Origin of the sequence: Sphingomonas sp. PAMC 26617 (genome assembly GCF_000242835.1) — a bacterium.
GTDB lineage: Bacteria > Pseudomonadota > Alphaproteobacteria > Sphingomonadales > Sphingomonadaceae > Sphingomonas.
The window spans coordinates 872,085-883,374 of sequence record NZ_JH594425.1 but is presented as its reverse complement, the minus strand read 5'-3'; the positions used below and the strand labels follow the sequence as shown (position 1 = coordinate 883,374).

14 protein-coding genes are annotated in these 11,290 nt (G+C 59.1%); 6 read left to right on the top strand and 8 right to left on the bottom strand.

Annotation, left to right across the window (positions count from 1 at the left end; genetic code table 11):
* Window positions 1-210: 210 nt before the first annotated feature.
* From RH91_RS21410 to RH91_RS03630, 5 genes are all read right to left on the bottom strand, one after another.
* Entirely contained in the window at window positions 211-708 is a 498-nt protein-coding gene (locus RH91_RS21410; RefSeq protein ID WP_081469496.1) for a MucR family transcriptional regulator, read from the bottom strand.
* 195 nt (window positions 709-903) lie between these two features.
* Window positions 904-1,641, bottom strand: coding sequence for an NF038120 family PEP-CTERM protein (locus tag RH91_RS22790; protein ID WP_198283224.1), 738 nt, complete (start codon window positions 1,639-1,641; stop codon window positions 904-906).
* A 263-nt stretch (window positions 1,642-1,904) separates the two neighbouring features.
* The gene (locus RH91_RS03640) at window positions 1,905-2,633 is read right to left on the bottom strand and encodes an ATP-binding cassette domain-containing protein (protein ID WP_010161183.1); all 729 of its coding nucleotides are present in this window, start codon (window positions 2,631-2,633) and stop codon (window positions 1,905-1,907) included.
* A complete protein-coding gene (locus RH91_RS03635; RefSeq protein ID WP_010161182.1) occupies window positions 2,630-3,613 on the bottom strand; it encodes a hypothetical protein in 984 nt (327 codons plus the stop codon). The genes RH91_RS03640 and RH91_RS03635 overlap by 4 nt, the downstream gene beginning before the upstream one ends.
* On the bottom strand, window positions 3,610-4,275 hold the full coding sequence (locus tag RH91_RS03630; RefSeq protein ID WP_232283566.1) for a recombinase family protein: 666 nt from the start codon (window positions 4,273-4,275) through the stop codon (window positions 3,610-3,612). Before RH91_RS03630 ends, RH91_RS03635 begins: the two co-directional genes overlap by 4 nt.
* Window positions 4,276-4,379: 104 nt before the next feature.
* Between RH91_RS03630 and RH91_RS23030 the strand changes: the two genes are divergently transcribed.
* The 3 genes from RH91_RS23030 (at window position 4,380) to RH91_RS22195 (ending at window position 5,319) form a co-directional block, all read left to right on the top strand.
* Window positions 4,380-4,889, top strand: a complete 510-nt coding sequence (locus tag RH91_RS23030) for a DUF4158 domain-containing protein (protein WP_010161180.1) — start codon at window positions 4,380-4,382, stop codon at window positions 4,887-4,889.
* A gap of 4 nt (window positions 4,890-4,893) precedes the next feature.
* Window positions 4,894-5,091 carry a hypothetical protein gene (locus RH91_RS03625; protein WP_010161179.1) on the top strand — a complete coding sequence of 66 codons (198 nt, stop codon included), beginning with the start codon at window positions 4,894-4,896 and terminating at the stop codon, window positions 5,089-5,091.
* A 75-nt stretch (window positions 5,092-5,166) separates the two neighbouring features.
* Window positions 5,167-5,319, top strand: a complete 153-nt coding sequence (locus RH91_RS22195) for a hypothetical protein (RefSeq protein ID WP_157136840.1) — start codon at window positions 5,167-5,169, stop codon at window positions 5,317-5,319.
* A 65-nt stretch (window positions 5,320-5,384) separates the two neighbouring features.
* On the opposite strand, the gene RH91_RS03620 is transcribed toward RH91_RS22195, so the two are convergent.
* Window positions 5,385-5,891 (bottom strand): hypothetical protein, encoded by a 507-nt coding sequence (locus RH91_RS03620; RefSeq protein ID WP_010161178.1) that lies wholly within the window; start codon window positions 5,889-5,891, stop codon window positions 5,385-5,387.
* Between the two features lie 232 nt (window positions 5,892-6,123).
* Between RH91_RS03620 and RH91_RS21400 the strand changes: the two genes are divergently transcribed.
* Complete coding sequence (locus RH91_RS21400; protein ID WP_081469493.1) at window positions 6,124-6,846, top strand: BLUF domain-containing protein; 723 nt, start codon at window positions 6,124-6,126, stop codon at window positions 6,844-6,846.
* A 482-nt stretch (window positions 6,847-7,328) separates the two neighbouring features.
* On the top strand, window positions 7,329-7,577 hold the full coding sequence (locus tag RH91_RS03615) for a DUF6894 family protein (RefSeq protein ID WP_010161176.1): 249 nt from the start codon (window positions 7,329-7,331) through the stop codon (window positions 7,575-7,577).
* Between the two features lie 109 nt (window positions 7,578-7,686).
* Here the strand turns inward: RH91_RS03615 and RH91_RS03610 are convergent, their stop codons facing one another.
* Entirely contained in the window at window positions 7,687-8,418 is a 732-nt protein-coding gene (locus tag RH91_RS03610; RefSeq protein WP_010161175.1) for a Crp/Fnr family transcriptional regulator, read from the bottom strand.
* A 137-nt stretch (window positions 8,419-8,555) separates the two neighbouring features.
* Between RH91_RS03610 and RH91_RS23025 the strand changes: the two genes are divergently transcribed.
* Window positions 8,556-8,822, top strand: coding sequence for a hypothetical protein (locus RH91_RS23025; protein WP_010161174.1), 267 nt, complete (start codon window positions 8,556-8,558; stop codon window positions 8,820-8,822).
* Between the two features lie 262 nt (window positions 8,823-9,084).
* Here the strand turns inward: RH91_RS23025 and RH91_RS03600 are convergent, their stop codons facing one another.
* On the bottom strand, window positions 9,085-10,758 hold the full coding sequence (locus tag RH91_RS03600; protein WP_010161173.1) for a PAS domain-containing protein: 1,674 nt from the start codon (window positions 10,756-10,758) through the stop codon (window positions 9,085-9,087).
* Window positions 10,759-11,290 lie beyond the last annotated feature (532 nt).

Sequence of the window (11,290 nt, the reverse complement as noted above, 5' to 3'; positions counted from 1 at the left end):
AATTTCGGCCATTTGCGCGAGCTCAGCGACGATTGGCCGATGTGCTGATAACTCACTGACTTGACCAAATACGTCAAAGGTCAGGCGTTCAATATGCGGTGTCGCTTGGACAGACAGGCCACTTTTCCGCTCGATTGCGGGTGATGATCCGCTATCGAGCAATGAATCCAACGGCGACGAACATAACCAGTATGCTCGCCGCCTGTTCTCTCAGGCAGATTCGGTCTCTTTCGCGGGGCGACCACGCTTCGCTGCCGAGGCGGGAGCGGCTGCTTTCACGGTAGCTTTCTCCCCTAGCTTTCGGCCAAGACCAATTTTCTTCGCCATATCACGACGCATTGCCGAGTAAGACGGTGCGGTCATGGGATAATCGGCTTTCAAACCATAGCGCGCGCGATATTCGGCAGGCGTCAAACCGTTGGTGGAGAGATGCCGCGTCAGCGTCTTGTAAGGCTTGCCGTCGATCATCGAGATAATCACGTCGGGATTTGACAGCGACTTCCTTGCTGTGACCGCGCCAGTAAATTCAGCAGCAGCTTCCTCGGTGGGAGCTTCGATCGGCGCAGTTGAAAGACCGATCACTGCGTCATGCATCGACTTCAAGAATGCCGGGACATCCTCTGCCGATGTGCGCGTATTCGGGTTCGACAGCCATGCCATCGTCAATTCGGTAGCCAGTTCAACGGTATTTGTAGTTTCGTCGGTCAATGAGAATTCCTTACGGGTGGCGCTGTAGCGTCGGCCTTGTAAACTCACCCTGAACAACGTCAGTTCCGGAGACATAAAAGACATAAACCTATAGTAGTAGCTTTTAACTGGTTAAGGGATGTCGGACTAAGAAACCGCTTACAAAAAAGCCGCCGCCATCGCAAAGCAGCGGCTTTCGTGATGTTATTTGAAAACTTACGCGTGAACGATGGTCGTCCTGACGTTTGAACGACGGCGTGATGCGAAACCGATCATACTGAAGCCTGCAAGCATCATTGCCCAGGTGGCGGGCTCGGGAACGGCGGCCACAGCCGTATCGTCAAACCGGATATTATCGAAAGCGAATTGGCCTTCATTCGTTGCGAAGGGCTTGCAATATCCAGCGGTATCGCAACGAAGGCCGAAAGCGTAAAAGCTGGTAGCCGCCTGCAGCGTCGGCGCTCGGTAGGAGTTGAATGACGTTTTCCCACCCGTCCCTATCGCTCCCAACTGGTAGTAGACTACCGAATTACCGCCGTCTGCAAAGTTAGTCTGGATGGCCAAGAGGCCGGGAACGTCGATCGGGTTAGCGTCGGGGGATGCCAAGAACGCGGCATCGAACCCTAAGAGAGTGGTTTGGCCACCGTCCGACCTGCCGAAGGCAATGATGCCGTCGTTCAGTGCGCCTATATAATTAGTAGCGTTACCTCTGGGGCACTGGTCACTGAGACAGGAGCTCGAGTCCGCCCCGTTGAACAGCGCTCCTACGAGCGTGCCAGTAGCACCTTCGTATTCCAGACCCTGGAAATAGTAGCCGTTTTGGGTGACATAATCGCCGCCTGTGATGAGCCCATTGAACGGAGCATTTGTTGTATCGACATTCTCAAAATCGATAACAGTCGCCCGCGCCTCGACCGTGCCTAGACCCACTGTGATCGCTGCTATTGCCGCCAAATATCGTACCGCTGACATTATTGCCCCCCCGTGTCATGTCTTATGCGACTTTCAGGATGCATGCCTTATGCCAACCGCGAAAATACGTGAGGGCGAGCTGGCGGAACTCCGTAATTCGCTAAAAATGTAAAATATTATTACGGTTTATGCCGATACTACTTACGCTTCTTGCGCAGAAAACGAAACGGTGTGCGTGAGTCGTTCAGGTTTCGGGGTCATCGCAGAATCTCTTCCGGAGCGTACGATAAGGCCTGAGCGTCAAGCTACGTGGCTGATCCGGATCGCAGGCGGTCGATCGTCTGCCGTTCGAAAGCCTGCGGATTCCGGGCGGCTGTCCGCAACATGTCCTCGTCTAACGCCAGCGCGACCTTGCCATCAGCGAGCATGAGACCGGCGTCGCATGCGGACGCCAGCGTACCGAGGTCATGGAGGGCGGTGATAAGCGTCAGGCCGCCGTCGACCCTGTCGCGCAAGGCCTCGCGCAGATCGAAGATCGCGACGGGATCGAGCCAGTTGAACGGTTCGTCGAGGATCACGAGCGAGTGACCGCCTGCGAACGCTGCGGCCACCGCGATCCGCTGTCGCATTCCGGCCGAGCAGTCACCGATCCAGCGGTTCAGCAGCGGTGTCAGGCCCAGCGCGTCGTGCAGCTTACCGAGACGCGGGCGGACATTATCAATGCTCCCGCTGATGAGTTCGAGAACGTCGTGTCCACGCAGGGCGTCCGGCAGCTTGTCAGCCGGCGGGGAGAAGCCGAAACGCAACGCACGCGCGGTACGATCCCCGGCCAATTCCTCGCCGTCCACCCGGCACGATCCGCCGGCGAAGGGCAGTCTGCCGGCAAGCGCCCTCAGCAGGCTGGTCTTGCCCGATCCGTTGGCGCCGATCAGGCCAAACCACGATCCGCGCGAGATCGTCAGGTCGACATCCTGCACGACGTGCTGTCCACTCCGCTCGACCGCTGCCCCCGCGAGATCGACGGCAGGGTTCATGTCAACAGCCACGTTTTTGCCCGCCCCCGGCGCTGCAACTGCCAGAACATGGCGAGAGCGATGACGGGCAAAACCACGGGCATCGAGTATGCGACCAGCATGAGCAGTCCTGCGAGAATTGAGACAAGAAGATCGGCGAACCGCTTGGCGTGCAACCGGTAGGCAAGGATGCGCAAGGTCACGATCAGCAGCATCGCGATGCACACGGCAGCGACAATGCCCGCCGCGCTCGGTCCGAGCATGACCCAGCATCCCGACGCCGCCACGGCGAGGAATGACGCCAATCCCCTGATGTATCGAACGATGATGTGCCGTGATCCGTGTCCGGCGATGGTCATGAAGCGGACGATGGCGTCATCGACGCTGGTCAGAATTAGTGCGAGCAACACCGTCTCGATGCCGACGAACGCCATCAGCGCATTCGTGCCCAGCGTGCGTGCCGGCAACAGCGACAGGAGCAGCACCGTCGCGGCCACCACCCCGGTGATCGGGCGGTGCGACCATGCCCGGAGCGTCCATCCCGGTCGCGTCGTGCCGACGATGTGCGTTGGGAACTTGAGGCCATCCGTCAAAGCAGCAACAAGTACCCCGGTAAGATAGGCGGGAACGCTGACGACCAACAGCGAAGGACGCGCGATCAGGGTCACCACGGCCAGCACCCCCAGCCCAACGCCATGCCATGCCGCCACATAGTGCCGACGTATCTGCCGGTGCAGAGCATCGGCTGCGAGCAGTCCGTCGAAGGCGTGGAAGGCGAGGCGCGTGCCGACAAGGCGTCCCGCGCCCATACCGATCATCGCGCCGGCAGCGAAGGCCGTCCATGCCGCAACTGTCCAGGGGCGGTCGACGAACCACGCGCGGACGGCCGCCAACGCCGCAAGCAGCATGAGCGCGGCCATCGCCCGGTCGTGCCAGCCCGCGAACGTCGCGCGGATCGTGTTCGAGGCGATCAGTCGATCCTGACGGAACAGGCGGTTCATTTCGTCTTGCGCCGGTCGAGCATCCGCTGCCCGTCGTTGCGCAGTTCGCCCTTGGGGCCCACGAAGCGATAGAGCGTCTGACGGGTGATGCCGAGTTCGGTGCACAGTTCGGCGACCTTGGTTTCAGGTTTGCCCATTGCTGCCTGGGCGAGGCGCAACTTGGCGGGGGTCATTTTGAACGGGCGACCGCCCGTACGACCGCGGGTACGCGCCGCGGCCAGCCCGGCCTTGGTGCGCTCGACGATCAGCTCGCGCTCGAACTCGGCGAGCCCGGCGAAGATCGCGAAGATGAGACGGCCGTTAGCAGTGGTGGTGTCGATCGACGCGCCCTCGCCGGCGAGTACCTTCAGCCCGATGTCGCGCTTCGTCAGGTCGCCGACAAGATTGACGAGATGGCGCAGGTCGCGTCCCAACCGGTCGAGCTTCCACACCACCAGCGTATCGCCATGACGCAGCGCCTTGATACACGCGTCCAGTCCCGGCCGGTCGTCGCGCTTGCCCGATGCGGCGTCGGTATAGAGGTGATGTTCCAGATCTACCCCGGCCTTCGCCAACGCGTCGCGCTGGAGGTCGATGACCTGGCTGCCGTCCGCCTTCGACACCCGCGCATAGCCGATCAGCGCCGTCACTTTAACGAGCGTCCACGTGACAGATCGGGGCAGTGCCACAAAGCTGCCCCTTCCTGTCACTTAACTAGTCACTCCGGCTATGTCGCATGAACGTCATCACAGCATGATTGTGTGACAGCAAGAGGAACACGGTCAAGATGGTCGCGCAAATCCTGTCGCCGGCGCAGCGTACCACGCTGTTCGATCCACCATCGGACCCCGCCACGATCGAGCGGCTTTACACGCTTGGCCCCGAAGATCTGGTCGAGGTATTCCGGCGGAGACGCGCTGCCAATCGTCTCGGCTATGCGGTCCAGCTCAGCTATCTCCGCCATCCCGGCCGGGCACTCGAAGCCGGCGAGGTGCCCCCTGCTGCAATGCTCACCGTCCTAGCCGCACAAACCGGTTGCGAGCCAGACGCCTTTGGCGACTATGCGGCAGGCGGCTCCACCATGGGCCGATGGCTGGCCTTCACAATGTCTGCTGAACGAACGGTTGGAAGTGCCATGTCAGCGCTTCAATACGGACGGTCTCTAATCCACAGGTGCGGATATTCCGTTTTCATGGGAAGCAGCGACATACGCGATGTCCGAAACTTAGCATATTCGCGACACGAGGGCGCCGAGCTTTGGGGATCTGCCGCGTGCATGCCATTGGTGGTACGATGATCGCATGCTGAAAATACGGATGAAGCGCGAGGCGGAGCAGAACGCGGGGTTGATGAAGCGTCTCACGCAGATCGAGATGTCGATCATAGAACTCGGAAACGAGGACCTACTCGATCTTGCCGACATTTTTAGGGGAAAGCCTGAGACGGCTATCGCGCAGTATGCCTTCGCTGAGATGGCCCGGCGCAAAATCAGCCTTTAAGCCACCTGGACAATGCGGCCGGTATGACGACTTTCGCCCAGTTGCGGTCATTCGCCGGCGTGCTACGTTCGATTGATGGAGCAAGCCTACCAAGCATTAACCGAGACCCTGATCCCTTGGGTCGAAGATCGCTTTGGCGCGGTGGCAGCTTGGATTGCCGCTGCCTTGCTAATCATGTTGGCGATGGCAGGCGTTATCGTGACGGCGCTGTGGCTGATACAGGGCTGATCAACGCTTTTCTGAGATCGGCTTCCTTCCACTTTCGGTCATCCCGTTGCGCCGGTGGATCGTGTCTATCCGCGCCGTTCGAACACGTAGTCGCGGCTGTCATCCAAGCCGATGACATGGAGCGATGTCGGCGTTCCGATGGCTGGCAAAGCGGTGCTGTCCCCGTTGAAATGAACGAACGCGTAGTTCCCACCGAACTCGACCGCTCCGTTACGAACACCAATACCAGCGGCAACGGTAATCTGATTTCCGAATTTGCTCTCTGACACGACGTAATTCGTTGCCCTGTTAGCTGTGGTGACTTTTCCATCACGCAAAAGCAGGGGTGCGCAACAAGCGTTGATGTAGGTGCCGTTCGCCCACGACTGCGACGGTAGTATATGGCGGGGCGAAACGGCGTAGATCAGCCCGAAAACGAAAAGCATTCCGGAAATTAGGATCAGACTGCTCCAACCCATCAGGGATGAGCGCATCGCTTCGTCAACGGCTCGGCCAGAAGAAACCATCCACATACGGTGACGGAAATTCTCGGACGGAGCAATGTCCGTTCCCCACCAGGTCGCGACGTTCATCCGCTCCCACCGTTCCGACCGTTCCTGAAAGCTGACTGGCAGCTTTCGGGCGGTAAATCGGACGGACCGGAAACGCCCAATTTCGGACATTTAGCGCTGCTCGGGTGCTTCCCGAAGGCGGTCGCGCGTTTAGCCTCGGCCTCCGCCTTTTCGAACGCCCTCAATAACGCATGTTGTTGACAGAAATCTGGCCTCTCGGTCAGACCTGTGGTCACTCGGTTTGGGGTGAACGATGCGTCAGATACTGTATGTCAGTACAAGCACGGTTCCCGGTGATGGCGCTGACCTCACGAGAATACTCAATCAGTCGCGCCATAACAACGCACTGGACGGGGTTACGGGTTTGCTATTTTCAGATGGCAAATGCTTCATACAGGTGTTGGAAGGTTCAAGGGTAAGCGTCGAACCTTGCTTGCAAAGAATTATGAAAGACGACCGTCACCACTCCATCGAAATACTAATGGATCGTATTATTCCCAATCGAGAAATCGGAGTATGGAATATGTTGCATCGTCGCAAAAACGATCCAGTCGAAATGTATAAAGCGCATATAGACCGATTGTTATCTCACGCATGTGACCAAGTGCGAGTACATTTCAAATCGTTTTTGGCAACGGGTTCACACGCTAACGTCCGACCTGCCACCCCTGATCCTATTGCAAACGGGATACCGCTTCTGACGTTCGTCTCCGGGCGCTTCCATTGGGACGAAATAAGGAATGGCGTCGTGTTCGAAGCGTCTGGCCCCGGCGGACCTATCAAATATCTAATTACCCCAGCCGCAATCGCTGAATTGACAAACGCCAGCGAAATTAATCTCGACACGCAACAGTGTATGGATAGATTTAAGAAGTTTGAGCATCAGATTCACCGGATCGCGCAGCGTGAAAGACAGGCGTTTAAAACAAACCTGCCACTGATTGTCATTCGCGCCGACGATGTAAGAGGCGAATAACAGCTGATGAGGAGTTTGATCAAACCCAAGCCGCCCACGATCTGCGCCTTTTTCAGCAGAATATGACTGATCACTGTGCCGCCAATCTCGCTCAAAAGCGACAGCGTCTGACTAACGCGTCGACTCTGGAGCACCACATGGGAGATCTTTCAAGCGTCCCGGATTATAGTCTCTACTGCCATCCAACGTCTTTACGTCCGCTGTCCGGTTTTTGCGACCCAACAGCGGTCGCTCGGCAATCCACCACTTTTTGCCATTTAGTTTAGGGTGTCATTCCGCCCTCAGCCGTAATCGCCCCCGAGTTGCCCTCGCCCTTTCGTTCGGCGGCGTTTTGCCACTATCCCTAAGTGTTCCGTTGCGGGCATAGGGCGCAGAAGTAGCGGCGGTGGGGCTAGAGAATTGAACTAAATATGTTTTTGATGAGCTTACGCACCAATCCGCTTTCTGCGCGTTGAGACAGCTTATTGACCTCGAGGTACGTGATGTCGCGTTACTTCTTCCATCTGCACGAAAGTGGCAGCGTGACACTGGACGAAGAGGGCTCGGAGCTAGCTGATCTAGCCCAGGGCCGGCACTTCGGCCTGAAAGGCGCGCGGGGGCTGATGGCGGCTCAGGTCTGCGAGGGACACCTCTATCTCGACGGGAAGATCCAGGTCGTCGATGCCGGTGGTGCCGAGGTCATGTCACTGCCGCTTGCTGAGGCAGTCGCGATCTCGCCGCCCACCGCGTAAAGTCATCTCGCGACTTTGGTCATGGCCGGCCGGTCCAGTTGAGCCGCTACCACGGCGTTAGTCATCCTGCGCTGACATCGAAGAAAGCGAAATCTCACGAACCATCGCCTTAGGCAGCCAGGTGGAGGTAGTCCGCCCGGAACTGTGCTATCTGCTTCAGGCGTTTCCAGTCCGCGACCTGCAGGTCGCGACCGGAGCCTTGCAAGGCACCATCCTCCCTGAGTGTCCGCAGCATCCGGTTGACGTGCACCGACGTGAGACCGGTGGCGTCGCCGATGTGCTCCTGAGTCATTGGTATCACTTGCTCGCTCGGGCTACCCAGTCCGGCGGCTTCCGACCTTGCCACGAACTCGCAGAGCATGTGGGCGATCCGGGTCTTTGCGCCGCGGCGGCCAACGTTCAGCACCCATTCTCGAAAGACCGATGCGTCCAGGAGGCTGTCGCGCCAGAGCGCGACGCCAATGGCGGGATGCTCCTCGACCAGTTGCCGCAGCGCCGTGACCGGCACGAACGCCACGTTGGCGTCTGTGATAAGCTGCACGTTGTGGTCGGCGTTCTCGACCCAGAGATGCTGCACGTCCAGGAAGTCGCCTGCGACGTGGAACGAGACGATCTGACGCCCCCCATCCTTCGCCACCTTGTGTCGGCAGGCGTAGCCCGAGATGAGGACGCCGCATTCTGACACCAGCTGGCCCTCGGTGACGACCCACGCCCCCGCCTTCAGCCGCGGTGTGCGTAGAGGTAGTGATTGGAGAGCGTCCACCTCGTCAGGGGAGATCATTCCTGAACCGCAGAGCTTTCGCCCAAGCGCCGCAGCGGGCTTCTTGATGAAGGAAGACATATCCCATGGCCCATTTGGTTGATCTGGATCACAGAATTATCGAAATGTGAATCAGTTCCAACGCAGGTCAGCCGCAAAAGAAGCCGGGCAGCTAGCGCCCAGTAGCGGACGTTTACGTTCAGACGTAAGCTGGCCCAATGATGCACCTGCGAGCGCTGACACAACATCGATACCTTCTGCAGGTCTGCTTAGTCGCGACTGCGACCACTGCGTGCGTGCTGGTAACAGACGCCCTCGCTTTCAGGTCGCTGATCAATTTGGCTTGGATGATGGGACTGCCCGTCATCGTAGGAATGGCCGCGAACATCGGTTGGGATCGCCGCTGCTTTATGGCCATGGCGCTACTAGGTGTATCGCTCCTTGTCGGAACGTTGGTCGGCGTGAACTTTACCAGCTACGGCTGAATGTCCGCTTGCCACCAACGTTCGCCGGGATGAACGCGACCACGATGCCGGCAAGCTGATCGTCCGCTTTCGGGCGCGGAAGCGGACGGACCGGAAACGCCCACTTTCGGTCGTTGCGGACAATTTTCTGCGATCCTGAAAGCTGCCGCTAGCTATACGCGGTTTTGACCTCGGAAGGGTGGCACAAAAGCGTGCTCATGCAGCGAAGCTCAAAACCAAGTGGCTTAGACGCTAACGCTACCCCCAAAGTCTATTAAAAGCACTAATTGGACGAGCTTTCGGACACCATATCGTTGATCCGTTGAGCGAGCGCATCCATTGTGAAAGGCTTGGTCATGACTCGCATTCCGGAGTCGAGCTGGCTTGCGTCTAGAACCGCGTTGTCGGCGTAGCCCGTGATGAACAGAACCGTCAGGCCCGGCCGTAGCGCTCGTCCCGCGTCGGCTACCTGCCGCCCGTTCAGGCCGCCGGGTAGGCCGACATCGGTGACGAGCAGGTCGATGCGGACGTCAGATTGCAGGACCCGCAGCCCAGCCGCGCCATCTTCGGCCTCGATGGCGGTGTAGCCGAGGTCGGCGAGCACATCGCTGACGACCATACGCACTGTCGGCTCGTCGTCCACGACCAGCACGGTCGCGCTCTCCGCTTTGCTTAAGGGTCGGACAGAAGCGCCGACCTCTTCACCGCTTCCGGCCTCGCTGAAGTCGCGCGGTAGAAACAGACACACCGCGGTGCCGTGGCCGGGTTCCGAGCTGATATGCGCGAGCCCGCCGGATTGGCGAACAAACCCATGGATCATCGACAGACCCAGGCCGGTCCCTAAACCGATCGGCTTGGTGGTGTAGAATGGGTCGAAGGCGCGTCGGATCACCTCCGGCGACATGCCGGTCCCGGTGTCGGTGACGCAGAGCGTCACATACTGTCCGGGTGCTAGGTCGCGGTCCCTCGCGCCTTGCGCATTTAGGTCGAGATTGCCGGTCTCGATGGTGATCCGACCTCCATCCGGCATGGCGTCTCGCGCGTTGATGCAAAGATTGAGCAGCGCGTTCTCAAGCTGGTGCGGATCGATCAGCGAGTTCCACAGCCCGCTCGGGGCGACCACCTTCACGGCGATCTCGGGGCCGACGGTGCGCTGGATCAGCTCGACCATCCCGGTGACCAGGCGGTTGGCGTTAGTCGGCTTGGGATCGAGCGTCTGACGGCGGGAGAAGGCCAGCAAGCGGTGCGTGAGCGCGGCGGCGCGCTTAGCGGCCCCCTGGGCACCGGTGATGTAGCGGTCGACGTCGGCGACGCGGCCTTGCGCGAGGCGCGTTTGGATCAGATCCAGGCTGCCCGTGATGCCGGTCAGCAGGTTGTTAAAGTCGTGCGCCAGGCCGCCGGTGAGCTGCCCGACCGCCTCCATCTTCTGTGATTGGCGGAGAGCCTCTTCGATCTGCTTGCGCGCAGCCGCCTCGACGCGCAGCCGCTCGTTGGCCTCGGTAAGCTCCCGGACGCGATCCGCTAAGTTGTCGTAGTCGGCGGTGACGTCGAACTGGCTGGCAAAGAAATACGCTATACTGCCGTCGGTATCGAACACCGGTGCGATCAACAGCCGATTCCAGAAAGGGTGTCCGTCCTTAGTGTAGTTGCGGATGTCGATTTCGATCGGCTCCCGCGCGGCAATTGCCGCGCAGACAAGTTCCACGGTTGCGGGTTCGGTTTCCGGCCCTTGCAGGAAGCGGCAGTTATGCCCGAGAACCTCGTCGTGCGCGTAGCCCGTGAGCCGGTAGAAAGACTTGTTAGCGAATACGATTGGGTTGTCGGGCTTGCGCGGGTCGGTGATGACCATCGGCATGCGCGTGGCACGTACCGCCGCGGCGAAGGGGTCGGTGCCGTCGTCGAGCCCGGCAAGCTCGGCCAATATCCGGCCGCGCTCGGCCTTCGCGTCATCCATCATTGGGCGAACCGATGAGTCTCTATCAAACCGTTTGTCATCGGCCATCTTTGCGAATCCGAATATGAGGCACGATTACTGGCTCGGCTAACCGGGCAAGGCATCTTGATAACCGACCAAATACGTTCGGCTATTCACATCGTCTAAGCGATTTGTGATCGAAACGGTTGCGTCGCCTCAGCCTAACAATTCTAGTTTCAGCTGTGTCTAGAGACTCATCGGGCCCTCAAACCTCCCCGAAACAGACCGCACGTAGAGGCCTTCCCCTGTGTCACCACCGAACGGTTATGACACCGGCCGATGGCAGCTTTCGACCATGCTAATACCGAAAGCCGCCTGTCCGGTAACCACCACATCGCCACGTTTAGACAACTAGATCGTGGCGATCCGTTGATGAAACCCGACCGGCAGGCGAAACGAGGTAGAAATGCCCGAGAACGAAAAGCTGCCTGGGAATGAGTAGCAAGACCCTTGTCTTGGCACCATGCACTCACTGATGGGACTGGGGCTTAATATTGATTTTACTGTTTTCGCG